Source organism: Paraburkholderia silvatlantica, from assembly GCF_003096715.1.
In the GTDB taxonomy this organism is placed as follows: Bacteria; Pseudomonadota; Gammaproteobacteria; order Burkholderiales; family Burkholderiaceae; genus Paraburkholderia; species Paraburkholderia silvatlantica.
This window is the reverse complement of the sequence record NZ_QEOL01000024.1, coordinates 115,200-134,084: the sequence shown is the minus strand read 5'-3', so window position 1 is coordinate 134,084 and position 18,885 is coordinate 115,200. Positions and strand designations below refer to the sequence as shown.

9 protein-coding genes are annotated in these 18,885 nt (G+C 67.4%); 3 read left to right on the top strand and 6 right to left on the bottom strand.

Annotated elements, in window-relative coordinates; all coding sequences use genetic code 11:
• The 3 genes from C7411_RS27695 to C7411_RS27685 form a co-directional block, all read right to left on the bottom strand.
• Complete coding sequence (locus tag C7411_RS27695) at nt 1-1,278, bottom strand: ABC transporter permease (protein WP_110387204.1); 1,278 nt, start codon at nt 1,276-1,278, stop codon at nt 1-3.
• 74 nt (nt 1,279-1,352) lie between these two features.
• A complete protein-coding gene (locus tag C7411_RS27690; RefSeq protein WP_243413375.1) occupies nt 1,353-2,378 on the bottom strand; it encodes an ABC transporter substrate-binding protein in 1,026 nt (341 codons plus the stop codon).
• 144 nt (nt 2,379-2,522) lie between these two features.
• On the bottom strand, nt 2,523-3,614 hold the full coding sequence (locus tag C7411_RS27685; protein WP_110387202.1) for an ABC transporter ATP-binding protein: 1,092 nt from the start codon (nt 3,612-3,614) through the stop codon (nt 2,523-2,525).
• Nucleotides 3,615-3,737: 123 nt separating this feature from the next.
• On the opposite strand from C7411_RS27685, the gene pdxR reads away from it, so the two are divergent.
• Nucleotides 3,738-5,303 carry a MocR-like pyridoxine biosynthesis transcription factor PdxR gene (pdxR, locus tag C7411_RS27680; protein WP_444964337.1) on the top strand — a complete coding sequence of 522 codons (1,566 nt, stop codon included), beginning with the start codon at nt 3,738-3,740 and terminating at the stop codon, nt 5,301-5,303.
• 15 nt (nt 5,304-5,318) lie between these two features.
• On the opposite strand, the gene C7411_RS27675 is transcribed toward pdxR, so the two are convergent.
• Both C7411_RS27675 and C7411_RS27670 read right to left on the bottom strand, forming a co-directional pair.
• Complete coding sequence (locus tag C7411_RS27675) at nt 5,319-9,101, bottom strand: DUF748 domain-containing protein (RefSeq protein ID WP_110387200.1); 3,783 nt, start codon at nt 9,099-9,101, stop codon at nt 5,319-5,321.
• Between the two features lie 294 nt (nt 9,102-9,395).
• Nucleotides 9,396-10,850, bottom strand: a complete 1,455-nt coding sequence (locus C7411_RS27670; RefSeq protein ID WP_110387199.1) for a DUF1254 domain-containing protein — start codon at nt 10,848-10,850, stop codon at nt 9,396-9,398.
• Between the two features lie 294 nt (nt 10,851-11,144).
• On the opposite strand from C7411_RS27670, the gene C7411_RS27665 reads away from it, so the two are divergent.
• Complete coding sequence (locus C7411_RS27665; RefSeq protein WP_110387198.1) at nt 11,145-13,634, top strand: heavy metal translocating P-type ATPase; 2,490 nt, start codon at nt 11,145-11,147, stop codon at nt 13,632-13,634.
• Nucleotides 13,635-13,901: 267 nt separating this feature from the next.
• Nucleotides 13,902-15,908 (top strand): methyl-accepting chemotaxis protein, encoded by a 2,007-nt coding sequence (locus tag C7411_RS27660; RefSeq protein ID WP_110387197.1) that lies wholly within the window; start codon nt 13,902-13,904, stop codon nt 15,906-15,908.
• Nucleotides 15,909-16,053: 145 nt separating this feature from the next.
• Here C7411_RS27660 and C7411_RS27655 read toward each other — a convergent pair whose 3' ends face one another.
• Entirely contained in the window at nt 16,054-18,579 is a 2,526-nt protein-coding gene (locus tag C7411_RS27655; RefSeq protein ID WP_373682670.1) for a penicillin-binding protein 1A, read from the bottom strand.
• Between the last annotated feature and the right edge of the window lie 306 nt (nt 18,580-18,885).

Sequence of the window (18,885 nt, the reverse complement as noted above, 5' to 3'; positions counted from 1 at the left end):
TCAGCCGAGGCTCAGTTGCGTGCGCGTGAAGCGCCCGTAGACGAAATAGAGCACCGTGGTCGCCGCGAGCAGCAGCGCGCCCAGCGCGCAGGCCATGCCCCAGTTGATCGACACGTTGGTGAAGTACGCCACGTAGTAGCTGACCATCTGGTCGCCCGGGCCGCCGAGCAGCGCCGGCGTGATGTAGTAGCCGATCGAGAGAATGAACACGAGCAGCACGCCCGCACCCACGCCGGGGTACGTCTGCGGCACGTACACGCGCCAGAAGGCCGCGAACGGATGGCTGCCGAGCGACACGGCCGCGCGCTGGTAACTCGGCGGAATCGACTTCATCACGCTGTAGAGCGGCAGCACCATGAACGGCAGCAGGATATGCGTCATCGAAATGTAGACGCCCACGCGGTTGAACAGCAGCGTCAAGGGCTGCGAAACGAGGCCCGTGCCCAGCAGCGCCTTGTTGACGAGACCCTCGCCCTGGAGAATCACGATCCACGCGGCGACGCGCACGAGAATCGACGTCCAGAACGGAATCAGCACGAGGATCATCACGAGATTCGCGCGGCGCTCGGAGAGCGTGGAGATCCAGTAGGCGAGCGGGTAGCCGAGCAGCAGCGCGAACACCGTCACGAACACGCTGATGACGAAGGTGCGGCCGAACACGTCGAGATAGATCTGCTGCTCCGGATCGGCGGGCACGATGCGGCCGAATGCGTCCTGCCGGTGGTCCAGCGATGCAAGCAGGTAGAACGGCGAATAGCGCGAACTGTTCTTCGCGATCGCCTGCCAGTAGGCGACGTCGCTCCAGCGGTCGTCGAGTTCGACGATTTTGGCGCGCGTTTGCGCGGGGGTGAGCGTGAGCGGCTTGCCGTCGTCGTCGGCGAGCGGCATGGCGCGCGCCGTCTTCGCCACCAACGAGCGGAAGCCCGCGATTTCCACGTTCAGGCGGCGCGCCAGCGCGCCCATCGCATCGCCGTCCCGCACGACGGTCAGGTCTTGCGCGAGCGCCGCATAGGCCGCGTCGGGCGGCGCGCTCTTGCGGTCCCAGCCGCGCAGCGCCGTGACGGTATGCGGCAGCGCCGTCGCCACTTCGGGGTTCTGAACCGCGCGCGTGAGCAGCGCGGCGATCGGCACCACGAAAATCAGCAACAGAAAGATCGCGAGCGGCGCAATCAGCATGAGCGCCATCGTGCGCTTCTTCGCTTGCGCTACGCGCAGTTCCCGCTTCAGGCGCGCAGTCTCTTCGCGCGCCGCGCCGGCAACGTTGGTCACGGTCGTCATTGTGGTCACATCCGGTCTCCAGCCATGCAGCCAAAGCGCTCCGGCGCCTGCGCGCCGGAGCGTCTACCCCATCCTTACTTCGCGGCCCACGAGGCGAAGCGCTGCTCCAGTTCGTCGCCGTGGTCGGTCCAGAACGTGAGGTTCTCCTGAATGGCGTTCTTGCCGTTGGCCGGCGAGTTCGGCAGGTTGGCGAGTGTCTTCGCGTCGAGCGCCTTGATCGCGTTCGCATTCACCGGGCCGTAGGCGATGTGCTGCGCGTACGCCTGCTGCGGCTTCGGCGAGAGCGTATAGGCGATGTACTGCTCGGCCAGCGCCTTGTTCGGCGCGCCCTTCGGGATCGCCCAGTAGTCGAGGTCGTAAATGCTGCCGGTCCACACGACCTTGAGGTTCTTGCCTTCGCGCTGCGCGGCGTCGATACGGCCGTTGTACGCCGTGGACATCACCACGTCGCCCGCGACCAGGAACTGCGGCGGCTGCGCGCCGGCTTCCCACCACTGGATGTTCGGCTTCAGTTCGTCGAGCTTCTTGAAAGCGCGGTCCTGACCGGCCTTCGTCGCGAGCACCTTGTAGACGTCCTGCGGCGCAACGCCGTCGGCCATCAGCGCGAATTCCATGTTGTAGCGGGCGCCCTTGCGCATGCCGCGCTTGCCCGGGAATTTCTTCACGTCCCAGAAGTCGGCCCAGTTCGCCGGTGCGGTCTTGAGCTTGTCGGCGTTGTAGGCGAGCGCCGTCGACCACACGAAGAAGCCTGCGCCGCAGGGCTGCTGCGCCTCTTTCATGAAATCGCCCTTGTTGCCGAGCCTGGCCCAGTCGAGCTTCTCATAAAGACCTTCGTCGCAGCCGCGCGCGATGTCGCCGGTTTCGACTTCCACCACGTCCCAGTCCACGTGCTTCGCGTCGACCATGGCCTTCACCTTGGCCTGCTCGCCGTTGTACTCGACCGCGGTGATCTTGTTGCCCGTCTGCGACTGGAACGGCTCGTTGAACGCCGCCTTCTGCGCATTGCCATTGGCGCCGCCAAAGTTCACGACGGTCAGCTCCGCGGCATTCGCCACGCCGAACGAGAGTGCGAGCGCGGCCGCGACCGCTGCAACGCGCATGTTGCCGATCTGCTTCATGGTGAGTCCCTTCTCCTTGGTGGTTTGTCTTGCCGGGCCCTTCGATGCGAGAAACGTGGCCCGATCGTCGAAACGCCTGCTTCGCGAGGCAACGGCGCGCGAGATTGCGCGCCGCGCCCGCACGCCTCATGCGAACACGCGCAGATGCTCCGGCGCGAATTCGAGTGCGACCGGCTGGCCGGGCGCGAAACCTTCGAGCGCCTCGGTGCCGAGCGGCACCTTCACGAAGCACTCGTCCTGCTGGGGCAAGCCACAGCGCATGCGCACGTGGTCGCCGAAATAGATGAGGCCGCGCGCTTCGCCCGCCAGCGCGTTCGCGCCGTTGCCCCTGGAACCGTTCGCGAGCTTCATGCGCTCGGGACGAATGCAGGCGATGGCCGCGGCACCCGCCTGCGCACCCGCCACATTGCGGCCCTTCAGGCGCGTGCCGTCGGCGAGATGCATTTCGCAGTACTCGCCATCCACGGCGGCAATGGTGCCGCGCAGCCGGTTGCTGTCGCCGATGAAGTTCGCCACGAACTCGTTGCACGGCGACTCGTAGAGCCGGTCCACGCTGTCGAGCTGCTGCACGATGCCCTTGTCGAACACGGCCACGCGGTCCGACATCGTGAGCGCCTCGCCTTGATCGTGCGTGACATAGACGAACGTGACGCCGAGCTTTTCATGCAGCGACTTCAGTTCGTATTGCATATGTTCGCGCAACTGCTTGTCGAGCGCGCCAAGCGGCTCGTCCATGAGCACGAGCTTGGGCTGGAACACGAGCGCGCGGGCGAGCGCGATGCGCTGCTGCTGGCCGCCCGACAGCTGTGCGGGGTAGCGCTTCGCAAAACCTTCCATGCGCACCATCCTGAGCGCATCATCTACGCGCTGCGCGCGTTCTGCAGTGGGCACCTTGCGCACGCCCAGCGGATAAGCCACGTTCTGCTCGACCGTGAGATGCGGAAAGAGCGCGTAGTTCTGGAACACCATGCCGATGTCGCGCTTGTGAGGCGGCACGTTGTTGAGCAGCTTGCCTTCGAGGCGGATCTCGCCGCCGGTGGGAAACTCGAAGCCGGCGAGCATCATCAGGCAGGTGGTCTTGCCCGAGCCGGACGGCCCGAGCAGCGTCAGAAACTCTCCCTGATAGATATCGAGGTCAAGTTGTTTGACGACCAGCGTTTCGCCGTCGTAGGTCTTGCGCACGCCGCGAAAGCTGACAATCACATCCGAGGTCTTCATTCGCCCTGTCTCCTTTGCTGACTCTTTCCCGGCCGGCCCTTCTGACGCGATTAAATAAATCCTGTCGCAGGCATTAACCGAAACTGACGTGCGAATTACTATAGATGGTCCCGGCTCTATTCAATGGAGCCATTTCATTATTATCGATGGAACCACTTGGCCATGGTCATCCTGTCCGAATGGCTTGCGGCGCAACTCGACAAGGAAAGCGCCGAGCCCGCCTACCGTCAGCTGCTGCAGCTCATGCAGCAGGCCATCCTGACGGGCCGGCTCGCGCCAGGCGCCAGGCTGCCCAGCTCGCGCACGCTCGCGGGCGACCTCGGCGTGGCGCGCAACACCGTGCTCCATGTGTACGACCAGCTGGGCGCCGAGGGCTACGTGATCTCGACCACGGGCAGCGGCACCTATGTCGCCGACACACGCCCCGACTCGGCCGCCGTGAGCACGCCAACGCCAGCGTCTGCCCCCGCCGACGAGGACGACGACGCGAGCGGCGCCTCCCCGCGCGGTGACATGTCGATGCGCGGCCAACGGCTCATCGACGAGGCGGGCGTGTCCGCCAGACAATGGGGCGCGTTCATGCCGGGTGTGCCCGACGTGGCCGAATTTCCGGCGCGCACGTGGAGCCGCCTGCAGGCGCGGCTCTGGAAATCGGCGAACCATGGTTTGCTGACTTACGCGCCCGGCGGCGGCTACCGGCCGCTGCGGCGTGCGCTTTCGGACTACCTGCGCGTGGCGCGCTCGGTGCGCTGCACGCCGGACCAGATCATCATCACTACGGGTATTCACCAGTCCATCGATCTTGCCGTGCGCCTGCTCGCCGACCACGGCGACACCGCATGGGTGGAGGAACCGTGCTATTGGGGCGCGCGCAGCGTGTTGCAATCCTCGGGACTGAAGCTCGCGCCCATTCCCGTCGACGACGAAGGGCTCAATCCGCGCGAGCAGGACCTGCGCGACCCGCCGCGCATCGCGCTCGTCACGCCTTCGCATCAATACCCGCTCGGCATGGTGATGAGCCTCGCACGCCGCCGCACGCTGCTCGAATACGCGCGCCAGCACAAAGTATGGATCGTCGAGGACGACTACGACAGCGAGTTCCGCTACGGCAGCCGCCCGCTCGCCTCGCTGCAGGGTCTCGACGAATCGGACCGCGTGATCTACGTGGGCAGCCTCGGCAAGCTGCTGTTTCCGGGCCTGCGCATCGGCTACATGGTCGTGCCCGAGCGGCTCGCGGCCACGTTCCGCACGGGCGTGGCGGAGCTGTATCGCGAAGGCCAGCTCATGCAGCAGGCCGTGCTCGCCGAATTCATCATGGATGGCTATCTCACTTCGCACGTGCGCCGCATGCGCACGCTCTATGGCGAGCGGCGCCAGCTGCTGATCGACGCGGTCACGCGCCACTTCGGCGACGCACTGCCGGTCATGGGGGACGAAGCGGGCCTGCACTTCGTGCTCGGCCTGCCCGACCATGCCGACGATCGCGCCGTCGCTGCGGCCGCCTACGACGCCGGCGTGATCGTGCGTCCGCTCGCGGCCTACTACAGCGTGCGCCAGGCGCGCAAAGGATTGCTAACGGGTTACGCGTGCGTACCGCACGAGGAAATCGAACCGGCCTTTGCGACGCTCGCGCGGGTCATCGAGGAACATGCGCTTGCGAAGCCGGAAAAGCGGCGGCGCGCCGGTTAGACCGAAGCGCGCCGCTTATTTCAGCCCGAAATCCACGCGCGTCGTCGCGCCCTTGTCGTCGATGCCCTTGGCGTCCAGCCTGGGCGCCACGATGAACACGCGGCTCGCATCGACCTTGCCTTCGAAATACTGCTGTACCGCCTGCGCGCGCTGCTGCGCGAGGTTGCGCAAGGTTGCGTCGTCAACGGGCGCGTGGTCGGCCAGCGCCTGCTTCATGTCGTCCGCGGGCAGCGTCTTCGTGAAGCCGATCATGTTGTGCGGCTTCTTGAAGTCGGCATCCTTATAGGCCTTGGTGAGGTACTTCTCGTACTCCTTGTCGTCCACCTTGACCTGCGAGGTATCCACGCTCTCGCCGTTGCCCACCGTGTCCTTCACCTTCTGAAGCCGCACGAGGCGATCCACGTACTGCTCGCGCAGCGCGGGCGTGTCCACGGCCGGATCGACGCGGCCGATCAGGTCGATCTTGACCGAAGGCTTGTCGTCGAGCGCCTTCACGATCGTGTCCAGCTTCTTCTGGTCGGCATCGGTCAGCGTTGCCGTGCCCGCTGCGAATTCGACGTAGCCGAGATCCTCACCGCCGCCCCCGAATGCGTTGGCGAGCAGCGTGAACGGCGCGGTCACCGCCTTCGCGATGAGGTTGAGCACCGCCTTCCAGATCAGGCCGCCCAGGCTGAACTCGGGGTTCGAGAGCGAGCCCGACACCGGAATGTTCACGTCGATCTCGCCCTTGCGGTTCTTGAGCAGCGAGATCGCGAGCCGCACCGGCAGCTTGGTGGCCGTGTCGTTGTCGACGTGATCGCCGAACGTGAGCTGGTCGATGAAGAGATGGTTGTTCGCCGTGAGCTGGTCGTTCGCGAGCTGGTAGTGCAGGTCGACGTTGAGCTTGCCCTTCGTGATCGGGTAGCCCGCATACTTCGCCGAGTACGGCGTGAGGTTCGTGAGCTCGATATCGTGCGCGCTCGCCGTGAGGTCGAGCGACGGCTTCTCGATGAGCGGATTCACCGTGCCCTTGATCGAGAGCGGACCGTTCGCCGAGAGCTTCGCGGAGACGTCCACGGGCGCAGGCGTCGTCGACTGCGTGCCGAACGCGCCCACCGTGCCGTGGATCTGCACGAGATCGGCGGTGTAGTTCGGCTTGATGAAGTTGTCGGTGTAGTTCACGCGGCCGTCCTGCAGCACGAGCTCGCCGAAGTGCATGCGCACGGGGTTCTTCGGCGGCTGCGCGGCCACGACCGTCGCGGGCGCGGAAGCCGGCGTGGGTGCGGACGCCGTCTGCACGGGTGCGCTCGCCGCCTGCGGCGTGAGCGGCACGGGCTCGCGCGCGCCTGGCTTGCCGCCCGCATCCTGCGTGAGCGACTGTGCCGCGCCGGTTTGATGCGCAACCACGTCCTTGAGATTGAGCTTGCCTTGCGCGTCGAGCAGCACGCGGCCATAGAAGCCGGCGAAGGTCACGCGGCTCGCGTCCACGTCGGTGCCGCGCGCGTCGTCGTAATTCGCCTTCAGGTTCGTGAGCGCGAGCGAGCGCCAGCCCGCGAACGGCGCGGACGTGGCCTTGTCGAGCATGCGCACGTCCACGAGCGCCGCGTCGCCGCGATAGTCCGCCTTGAGCGCCTTGCCCTGCGCAACCGTTAGCTGCCCGGTCATGTTGAGCAGCGCGCTCGCGATCACCGCGTTGAGCTGGTTACCGAAGTAAGGCTCGAACGCGGCGGCGTCGAGCCGGTTCGCGTCGATCTTGAGTTGCGCCGTGAGCGGCGTGGGGTTGATCTTGCCGCTCAGCGCCAGCGTGCCCTTACGGTTGACGGTCGCCTTCAGGTCGACCGGCAGCGGGTGCCTCAGGTCGTCGCTGATCTGCTGGATCTTCAGGTCGAACGGCGTGATGGCAAGCTTGACCGGGCGCTGCGTCGAGCTATCCGTGAAGTTGATCGTGCCGTTGTTCAGCGTGAAAGCGTCGATCGTGTAGCGCCAGGCCGGGCCCTCCCGCACCGACTTCTGCGCGGCGCGAATCGCCGTGCGCTCGGGCGCCGCCTGATGCGTGGAGGCGAGCTGCGCCAGGTCGATCTTGCCGTCCTTCTGGCGCTCGGCGTTCATCACGAGACCCGTCACGTCCACCGAAGCGATCTGCGCCTTGCGCGCGTTGAGGTCGATGCCGCTCACCTGCACCGTGCCCTGGGCGAGCGCGATGGCCGGTTCCTTCGCGCCGCGCGCCGCGAGCTTGAGCGATTCGAGGCCGAGCGTGCTCTGGCCGACCTGCACGACGGCAGGCTGCTGCGCCCAGTCAGCCTTGAGCGTGGACGTGAGATTGAGCTTGCCGTCCAGAATCTGCGCGCCGCTCAGGTTGTCGATATACGGTTGCGCCTGCGGCAGGCTCACGCGCTCGAGCGCGATGTTGGCTTCGGCGTTCCTGCCCGCCATGCTGAACGTGCCCGACGCCTTGGCCGTGCCGCCGTCATTCGCGGTGGTCGCGAACGTAAATGGCGCGCCCGCCTTCGCGGTGCTCGAGAAGTTGGCGAGCGTGGCGGAAAGCTGGGTGAGGTCGAGGTTCACCGGCCGCGCGGGCAGATCGTCAGCGATGTGCACGGTGCCGTTCGTGAGCGCGAACTGGCGGATCGAGAGATCGAGCGGCGCGGGCTTCGCTTCTCCGGACGCCGCCTGCGCGCTCTGGGCAGCCGAGGCGCCCGAGGCCGGCGCGGCGCTCGCGGCCTTGTTTTCAGCCGGTGCATTTTGTGCCGCCGACGCGCCCATCAGCTTCTCGACGCTCAGCACGCCTTGCTTGTCGCGCGCGACCCACACGGTGGGCGCGTCGAGACGGATCTCGTCGAAGCGATAGGCGTTGCTGAACGGTTCGAGCGAGGCCGCCGCCACGTGCAGGCTGCGTGCGCCGAAGAACGGCGCGTTGGCGTTGTCGGTCGAGTCGAAGTCGTTCAGGTCGGTCGTGCCCGTCACGCGCAGCGTGGGCTTCTCGCCCGACATCACGAAATCGAGCTTGAGGTTGGTCGAGAGCTTGCCGCTCTTCACTGTGACGGGCAGCTTCGTCGGCGCGTAGGTGAGGAGCTTCGGCACGTCGAGGTCGGTCAGGCGCAGCTCCACTTCCGACTCGCGCGTCGCGGAAAACGGCTTGGTCCTGCCGTCGATGGCGAGCGTGCTCGCCCCGTCGATGCGCGCGCGCAGCATCGGCTGGACGAAGATATCGGTCTTGGAAGGCAGCGTGGCGATGAACGGAATGCCGAGCGACCAGCGGTCGATCACGTGCTTTTCGTTGAGCAGGCGATCGTCGAAGGTGATCTGGCCGTTCTCGATGCGGATGTTCGAAACCGAAAACTGCGCGGGCTTGCTGTTCGGTTTCGAGGGCGTCGAGAACTTCTCGATGAGGTCCGAGAAGTTGAAGTGCTGCGCGTCGAGCCGCACGATCGTGGCGCGCGGCGAGTCGAGCCGCAGTTCCTCGACAATGGGCGCCGCGTGAAAGATCGACGACCACGACGCCTGCACGACGGCGCGCGAGACATCGAAGAAGTCGCCGTTGCCGCCGCGCTCGCCGATATGCACGCGGTCCGCTTCGAGACGCAGCGTGTACGGATTGAGCGCGATGCGGCCGATCGTGACGGGCCGGTCGAGCTGCTTGCTCAACTGCTGCTCGGCAACGTGGCGAATGATCGGCGGCGCGGCGAAGAAGCCGAGCAGACCGAACACAATCAGAAAGATGAGGACGCCCGTGAGGATGCGCCGGGTGCGGGGCGCACGCGCGACCGCGCGCACCGATTGCAAGGAAGAGTTGAGCGACGCTTTGTTGAGGCTTGCCATGCTTGCTTGCGGATGAGGCGGCAACAGGCCCGCCGCTGGATGTGGGTCTGATGTCGGAAATCCGGGGATGCCGACAGCCGGAAGTATAGGTCCGATAGAAGATCGGACGGCGGGAAAACGCCGCCTGCGGCGCAGGTATTGCGCAACAAGAAGTAACAAGGGAAGTGCGATTGCCCGCTATGTCGCGCGTGTTGCGCGATGCATAAGAATGCGGGCGTTGCGCGCTCGAGTGAATTTATGCGGCGCAAAAAGGGCGTTGGCGGGACAGCGTCCCGCCAACGCCTGATTCAGCGCTTACTGCCGCTCGACGGCGGGCGGCTGCCAGCTGCCATCGGTCGCTTGCGGCTTCGCGGCGTAGAGCCGCATCACGAGACGGAAGTCGCCATGCGGCGCCGGCACCCAGTTCGCGCCGCCGCGCGGCCGCTCGGCGCTCACGTGCACGTCGAGCGAGCCGTCGCGGTTGCGCCGTGCGCCGCTGCGGTCGCCGAACGCCACGCGCACGGGCGCGTCGGCGTCGAGCGCGCCGTCGGTCGTATAGGCCGTGATCGACCAGAAGCCGCGCACCGGCGGCAACTGCTTTGCCGTGAAGTGGATCGTGTAGCGGTTCGCGCCGTTGAGCGCATGACCGTCGCTGTCCTGGCTCACGCGGGCGCGCACCTCGTCGCGTGTCGTCGGCAACCCCGGCGACGTGTACGCCGCATAGGCACGCAGCGCATAGTCGGGGCCGTAGTTGCCCGCGTCGTCGCCCACCCAGAGCCATCCGTTGCCCGCCAGCAGGTTGGGCGGCGGCGTCGCGGCGCGGGTGCGGCCATCGGCGAGGCCCGCCTTCACGACCGCGGCATCCTTTGCGCCCGAGGGCAACTGCGCCGGGTCGCCCGGATGCACGCCAATGTCGCCGAGAATCTTGAGCGCGTGCGCGTCGTCCGTCGCGGGCGGGTTGTCTTCCAGCGCCTGGGCGAGCCGGTTGAAGAAACCGTTCGCGTCGAGCGCCGCAACCTGGGCGGACGGCGTGCCCGGCGCGGCCGGATCGCCGCTCTGTGTGGCGCCGGCCGGCTCGTTGCCGCGGCCGCCGCGAGCGCCGGCCTTGCCGCGTGCGCTGCGATCGTCCCATTCGGAAAGCGCCGCGACCTGCAGGCCGTGCTGCAGCCGTCGCACGGCCGCGAGGTCGCCGCCGCCGCGCGTCTGGATGCGCGCGAGGAACCAAACGTAGCGCGTCGACACCTCGACGCGCTTCACGCGCGCGGGCAGCGTACCCTTCCAGCCGACCGGCACGAATGCAATCGTTTGCGCTTTCAGACCGCTGACACGTTCGCCGGTCTGGGCGGCGGCCGTCGACCAGACAACGTTCGTCCACATGTCGAGCGCGCGCGCGTCCATGTAGCGGCCATGCGTGTCGGGCAGCGTGACGAGCACCGGCTCGCTCGAAACGTCGAGCCAGCCGCTGGAAGCCAGCGTGTCGAGGTTGGGCTCGGGCGGGCTCGACGCCCCGACGGGCGGCAGCGACTGCGCGTGGCGCAGCGTGTTCGGCGCGGCCTGGCCGGGCCCGCTGCCAGTGGCGGCTTCGCGCGCCACGTCCATCAGCACGAGCGGGTAGCCGAACACATAGGAGTCGGAGACTTCGTCCTTCATCCAGCCGTTGCTCTTCGGCGCCACGTCGCCCGGCGCCGAGGCGCATCCGGCGATCAGGGCAAGGCAGGCAAGCGCGGAGCAGCTACGGTACGTAGAGAATGCTCGATGTATTGTTGTCATTTGTTGGTTGTATTCGGTGCGGGCGGTCCATGAAGTGACGTCGACCGGCTGGCCACTCCGCGCGCGGGCCCCCCCAGGGCCGTCGTCAAATACGCGCGGCACGGCGCCAATGCCGCCGGTAGGTATCGTATCGCTCGCGCATGGGCCTGAAAAGACTGCGGCGCGGAATATTGCGTTACAGCTGGATAGCTTGCCTTCTGAAACGGAAGTGGCGTAGTGTCGCCCCTTGACCTTCCCATGATGGGAACGTAGATACTGCTTAACATCGATGACAGCCAGTGCTCGCACCCCATCATGAATGAACCCCTCGTAGCAGAGCGCACGGATACCGCTGTAGCCGAACTCGAGATCCACGGCATGACGTGCGCCTCGTGCGCCATGCGCGTCGAGAAAGCGCTTGCCAAGGTGCCGGGCGTCACGCGCGCCTCGGTCAACCTCGCCACGGAAAAGGCGACCGTCGAGGCCAGCGGCGGCGTCGCGCCCGCCGCCCTCGTAGCCGCCCTCCTCGCAGCCGTCGAAAAGGCCGGCTACGAAGCCGTGCCCGTCGCCACGGAAGCCGCCACGTTCGCCATCGGCGGGATGACATGCGCTTCGTGCGCGAACCGCGTCGAGAAGGCACTCGCGCGCGTGCCCGGCGTGGCTGGCGTAAGCGTGAACCTCGCCACCGAGCAGGCCACCGTCAACACGCGCTCGCCGCTCACGGGCGAATTGCAGGACCTGCTCGTCGCCGCCGTCAAGAAGGCCGGCTATGAAGCCACGCCGCTCGCCGCCGACCAAGATACCGCCGCCCCCGCGAAGCGCGCCACTGCCGGCGACGAAGCGCGCCGCGAATGGCGCGCCGTGCTGGTTTCGGCCGTGCTCACCGTCCCGCTCGTGCTGCCGATGTTCGGCCACTGGCTCGGGTTCGACTGGATGCTGCCCGCCGCGGCGCAGCTGGCGCTTGCGAGCGTCGTGCAGTTCGTGTTCGGCGCGCGCTTCTACCGCGCCGCCTGGAAGGCCGTGCGCGCGGGCGCGGGCAACATGGATCTGCTGGTCGCGCTCGGCACCTCGGCCGCGTATGGCGTGAGCGTCTATTCGATGCTCGCGCACCCAGGCGACATGGCGCATCTGTATTTCGAGGCTGCGGCGGTCGTCATCACGCTCGTGCGCTTCGGCAAATGGCTCGAAGCGCGCGCGAAGCGCCAGACCACCGACGCGATCCGCGCCCTCAACGCGCTGCGGCCCGATCGCGCGCGCATCCGTGTCGATGGCGCAAATGGCGCCAACGCCGAGGAGCGCGAAGTCCCGCTCGCCCAGGTTCGCGTGGGCGCCGTGGTAGTCGTGCGTCCCGGCGAGCGCGTGCCCGTGGACGGCGTCGTGCTCGAAGGCCGCAGCCACATCGACGAATCGCTCATCACCGGCGAAAGCCTGCCGGTGCCGAAAGCGCCGGACGACCCCGTCACGGCCGGCTCGATCAACGGCGAAGGCGCGATTCTCCTGCGCACCACGGCCATCGGCGCGGAAACCACGCTGGCACGCATCATTCGCCTCGTGGAAAGCGCGCAGGCCGAAAAGGCGCCGATCCAGCGTCTCGTCGACCGCGTGAGCGCCGTGTTCGTCCCCGCGATTCTCGTGATCGCGGCCCTCACGCTGGGCGGCTGGCTGATCGCGGGCGCGAGCGCCGAAACGGCGATCCTCAACGCCGTGGCCGTGCTCGTGATCGCCTGCCCGTGCGCGCTCGGCCTCGCCACGCCTGCCGCGATCATGGCCGGGACCGGCGTGGCCGCGCGCCAGGGCGTGCTCATCAAGGATGCCGAAGCATTGGAGACCGCCCACAGCGTGAGCGTGGTCGCCTTCGACAAGACCGGCACGCTCACGCTCGGCCAGCCCTCGCTCACCGCGTTCGATGCGGCCGAGGGACTCGAGCGCGGCGAGGCGCTCGCGCTCGCCGCCGCCGTGCAGCGGCAAAGCGATCACCCGCTCGCGAAGGCCGTGGTGCAGGCGTATGAGGCGCACGCCAACGCCCAGGCGCGAGACGTCCTGGCCGGCGCCGCCCATGCGCGCGCGGTGCCCGGGCGCGGCGTGGAGGCCGAAGTGACCGGCCGGCGCATCGCCATCGGCAGCGGCCGCTGGCTCGACGAACTGGCGCTCGCCGTGCCGCCCGCGCTCGCGGCCCGCGCGCGTACGCTCGAAGCAGCGGGCAATACGGTGTCATGGCTATTCGAGCCGCACGGCGGCGTGCTCGCCCTGCTCGCTTTCGGCGACACCGTGAAGCCCACGGCGCGCGAAGCCATTGCGAGCCTCGAGGCGATGGGCATCCGCAGCGTGCTCGTGACCGGCGACAACGCGGGCAGCGCGGCGGCCGTGGCCGCGCAGCTCGGCATCGGCGAAGTTCATGCGCAGGTGCTGCCCGACGACAAGGCGCGCACGATCCGCGACCTCAAGATCCAGAGCGGCGGCATCGTCGCAATGGCCGGCGACGGCATCAACGATGCGCCGGCGCTCGCCGCCGCCGACATCGGCATCGCCATGGCGACGGGCACCGACGTCGCCATGCACGCGGCGGGCATCACGCTCATGCGCGGCGACCCGGCGCTCGTTGCCGCCGCAATCGATATTTCGCGGCGCACGTGGCGCAAGATCCAGCAGAACCTGTTCTGGGCGTTCTTCTACAACCTGATCGGGATTCCGCTCGCCGCCTTCGGCTTGCTCAACCCCATGCTCGCGGGCGCGGCCATGGCGTTTTCCAGCGTGAGCGTCGTGACCAACGCGCTCTTGCTCAGAACGTGGCGGGCCCGCCGCTAGCGCAGAATTTCACGGCGCGACGTATCGCGCGGAACATAACGAAAGGGCGCTTCGTGCGCCCTTTCCCTTGTATCGATCTTGTTTTGGGATCCGAAACATCCCACAGTCTGCGCAGCAAATTGGCATGACCGATCGGCAATCTTTACATGGCTGTAAGGTTTTTCGGTCCTACCCCTAAAGGATCCCTCGCACGCGCCGTAATGCGTCATACCAGCGCCTCGAAGGCGCAGGTTCCTTCTTTACACGCTCTATTCCGGAACCGAATCCATGCTTTCACGCTTATCAAGCCGCGCGAGCGTCGGCGTGCGCCTCGCCTTGCTATCGTGTGCGCTAGTCGCAGCCATCTTTGCCGCCTTCACATGGGCGATCACGCGTTCGGCGGCGACGCAGGCCGGCGACCAGGTGCGCATGCGCATTGCCGAAAAGGACCAGGCGGTCGCTTCGTCGATCTCGCTCATCAACGGCGCGCTCGAGGCCGAAGTCGACCGCGCCATGCAACTCTTCGAGAGTTTCCTGCCCGGCGCCTTCACGCTCGACGCGACGCAGACGGTCGACATTGGCGGCAAGGCCACGCCGGTCTTCAAGTCCGGCGATCACGTGCTGAACCTGGACTTTACGATTCCCGACCAGTTTCTCGCGCGCAGCGGCGAAATCGCCACCGTTTTCGCGCGCAGCGGCGACGACTTCGTGCGCGTGACCACCTCGCTCAAGAAGCAGGACGGCACGCGCGCGATCGGCACGCTGCTCGACCGCAAGGGCCCCGCGTATGGGCCGGTGATGGCCAATCGCACCTATACCGGCCTCGCCCAGTTGTTCGGCAAGCAGTACATCACGCAATACAAGCCGATTCTCGACGCGAGCGGCCACGTGATCGGCGCGCTCTTCGTGGGCGTGGACGTGGGTGCGCAGATCGATGCGCTCAAAAGCGGGATTGCCAGGCTCAAGATCGGCGAGAGCGGCTATTACTTCGTGATGGACGCTTCGAACGGCCCGGCGCGCGGCACCTTCCTCGTGCACCCTGGCGCCGTCGGCAAACACTACGACGACGCCGACGCGCCCTGGTCGCGCATGCTCGAAGCGCGCGAAGGCACGCTCGATTACACCTCCGCCGACTCGACGCGCGGCGAGGGCGACGCGCGGGCGAAGTTCGTCTCGTTCGTGAGCGTGCCGCAGTGGCAATGGCTCGTGGGCGGCGTCGCCGTGCGCGATGAGATCATGGCCGACGTGAACGCCACGCGCGACCGCTTCGCGGCCATCGGCCTCGTGCTGGTCGCGCTGTTCGCGGCGCTTTCGATCTACGCCGCGCGCCGCCTCGTGAGCCGGCCGCTCGACGCCGCAGCGCTCGCCGCCGGCCAGCTCGCGGCGGGCGACCTCACGGTGCGCATCGGCAACCCCAGCCGCAACGGCATCGGCAATGGCGATGCCGCGCACGCGCAGGATACGGCGGGCGCCGACGAGATCGGCCGCCTCACGCGCGCGATCGACGGCATCGGCGTGGGCCTCGCGCAGATCGTCGCGCAAGTACGCAGCGCCGCGGCGCAGATGAGCGAGGACACCTCGCGCATCGCGCAGGGCAGCGGCGAGATCGCTTCGCGCATCGCGAGCCAGGCGAGCAGCCTGGAGCAGACGGCGGCGAGCATGGAGGAACTCACGTCCACCGTGCAGCAGAACGCCGACCACGCGACGCGCGCCAACACCGTGGTGACCAGCGCTGCGCAAGCCGCGCTCGACGGCGGGCGCGCCGTGAGCCGCGTCGTCGAAACGATGAACGACATCAGCCGCGCGTCGCAGAAGATCGCCGAGATTACGGGCGTGATCGACGGCATCGCGTTCCAGACCAACATCCTCGCACTCAATGCAGCCGTCGAAGCGGCGCGCGCGGGCGAGCACGGCAAGGGCTTCGCGGTGGTCGCGAGCGAAGTGCGCGCGCTCGCGCAGCGCAGCGCGGCGGCCGCGAAGGAAATCTCGGCGCTGATCACCGAATCGTCGACGACGGTCGAGACGGGCTACCGGATCGCCGGCGAAGCGAGCACGACCATGCACGGCATCGTCGCGCGCGTGGATGAAGTGCGCTCGATCATCGGCGAGATCAGCGTGGCCTCGCGCGAGCAATCGGGCGGCATCGAGCAGGTGAACATCGCGGTTTCGCAGATCGGCGCGGCGACGCAGCAGAACGCCGCGCTCGTGGGCGACGCCGAGCGCGCCGCCGCCGCGCTCAACGAGCATGCGGCTGCGCTCGCCGAGCTGGTTTCCGTGTTCAAGGTTCGGGAGTAACGACGCGTAGGCGTCGCCGGAAATCGTGGAGCCGGTTTCCGCTGGATATGCTCGCTAGCGAGCACACCCCTACCCCAAGGGCAGACACCCTTGCGAGCGCAACGAGTCATGCAGGGTGCCTGGCCGGGTTCGAGATACGCCGCGCTCATTGTCCCTGCGGCTGCGCCACCGGCGGCGTGTAGCTCGCGCTCGCGCCTGGCGTGTCAGGGTCCGCCTCGTCGGGAGTCGGGGTCGGCGCAAGCGCCGGCGCCTGCGCCGGATACGAGGGCTGCGGGGCAAGCGCCGGCGGCGCGCTGGACGGCCCGATGATCGGCGGCAGACCCATGATCGCGCGCGCGGCGGATTCCGCGGCCGCCGCCGAAGCGGCAGAAGGCGCCGATGCCGCAGAAGGCGCCGACGCCCCCGCCTCCGAAGCCACAGCAGGCACAGACGCAGGTGCCGGCGCACTCGCGCGCGGCGGCGGCGCATGCCGCACCGGCGGCGCCGGTGGCGGCGCTTCGTGCTTGCCGAACAGCTTGTCCATCCACGCGCGCAGCTTCTCGCGGAAGGTTTCGAACGCACCCGGCGTCACTTCGGTGTCGAAGCGCGCACGCGGATCGACGAGGCGCGAGCGCAACGCGCGCTGGAAGAAGTCGCCGACGATCGGCAGCGCGCTGCGCGCGCCCTGCCCCCAGTAGTCGTCGAGCGTCACGCGGCCGTCGTCGAAGCCCACCCACGCGCCCGCCACCAGTTGCGGGTCCATCAGGATGAACCAGCCGTCCGTGTTGCCCTGGGTCGTGCCGGTCTTGCCCGCCACGTCGCCGCGAATGCCGAAGCGCGTGCGGATGGCCGAGCCCGTGCCGCGGTTGACGACGTCGCGCATCGTGTCGAGCAGCGTGCGGTCCGCCTCCGCCGAAAGCGCGCGCTCGGGCGAAGCGCTCTCGAACTGCGCGAGCACGTTGCCCTTGTGGTCCTCGATACTCGTGACCATGCGCGGTTCGAGATACTCGCCGTCGTTCGCGATGGTGCTGTAGGCGGAGACCATTTCCTTCAAGGTGACCGGGCTCGTGCCGAGCGCGAGCGACGGCACCGGGTCGAGCTGGCTGTCGCGCACGCCCATCGCGCGCGCGAGCCGCGCGACCTTGTCCGGGCCCACCGTCTGCATGAGCTGCGCGGTGATGCGGTTGCGCGAGAACGCGATCGCGTCGCGCAGCGTCACCGGGCGATTGCTCGGCGGCACGTCGTCGGTCGGCTTCCAGATTTCGCCGCCCGCCAGCGTGATCTCCACCGGCTGGTCGATGAACGTGTCGCCCGGCTTGGCGCCCGCCGCGTAGGCCGCGCCGTACACAAACGGCTTGAACGTCGAGCCGGGCTGACGGCGCGCCTGCTGCACGTGGTCGAACGGCTCGTCGGTAAAGTCGCGGCTGCCCACCCACGCCTTGATCTGCCCGTTGCGCGGGTCGATGGCGAGAAAGCCCGCCTCCACCGCGGTCTTGCTTTTGCAGAGATTGCGCATGAAGGTGCGGTCGCCGGCGAGCTGCTTGAGCGCGTCGGCGTCGTTCGCGCCTGCGTCGCGCGCGCTCTTGTAGTCCTGCGTTTCGCGCATGAAGGTCGCGAACAGGTCGTTGCCGGCCACACAGCCGTTGCGTCCGCTCCATGCACCGTTGGCGATGCCCTGGAGCTGGTTCGTGTGCTGGCGCAGCGCAGCGGTTGCCATCTGCTGGAGGCGCGAATCGATCGTGGTGCGCACCACGAGGCCATCCGAATAGATGTTGTAGTCGTTGCGGTCGGCCCACGCAATCAGCCACTTGCGCAGTTGCAGCGCGAAGTGCGGCGCGGGGCCGGGCGGCTCTGTCTGGCGCTCGAAGTCGAGGCGCAGCGGCTTCTTCGAAAGCGTGGCGTACTGCGCCTCGCTGAGCTTGCCGTACTTCACCATCTGGCCGAGCACGGTGTTGCGCCGCGCGAGCGCACGCTCGGGGTTGATCACCGGGTTGTAATAGGCGTTGCCCTTGAGCATGCCGGTGAGCGTCGCGGCTTGCAGGATGTCGAGCTGATCCGCCGACACGCCGAAGTAGGTGCGCGCCGCCATCTCGATGCCGTAGGCGTTGTAGAGGAACGGCACCGTGTTCAGATAGGTCTCGAGAATCTGCTGCTTGCTGTACACCGCCTCGATCTTGAACGCCGTGATCGCTTCCTTGATCTTGCGCGTGAGCGTGGGCGCGCGGCCGATTTCATCGGGATAGAGATTGCGCGCGAGTTGCTGCGTAATGGTCGAGCCGCCCTGACGCTCGCCCGAGAACGTGTGCAGCGCCGCGCCCGCCGTGCGCTTGAAGTCGATGCCGTGGTGCTCGTAGAAGCGGTGATCCTCGGTGGAAATCAGCGCATCGACCATGTGCGGCGAGATCTGCGCGAGCGGCACCCATTCGCGGTTCGAGGGCTTGAACTCGGCGAGCACCTTGCCGTCGGCGGAAAGAATCTGGGCCGGTTCGTCCACCCGCGCCTTGCGGATGTCGCCAATGCTCGGGGTGAACGGAATCAGCACGAGCACGTAGAGCACGACGAGCGCGGGCAACGCGCCAATCGCCATGAGCACGCCGCGCCGCGTGGGATGCCGCAGACGATGGAGCGCACGCGCTCCCAGCGGGCGAATAAACCCGCCCAGCCGCGCTGCGGCGGGCTTCAGGCGGGACAACGACAGCGCGATTCGATCGCGGATCAACGGCACGTAACGCTTCACGCGGCAGGTAGGGTCGGCTGGCAAAGCGTGAATCGTACCAAACTCGCAAGACCGCTCCTGCTTCCCGCGGGGCGCACGCCCTCGGTCGCCCGAGTCGATGCCTGAATCGATTTATGACAGGGCGATGAAAACATCCTTCCAGATCGAGGAAGAATCCTCTGCAGTCACAGCCGGTTTTTCCGGCGCCTTTCACTCCCTACACTCCTGTCGCTGTTGCAAACCCGCTTTTGCATACGCCGCGAAACAACAACGCTACAGGAA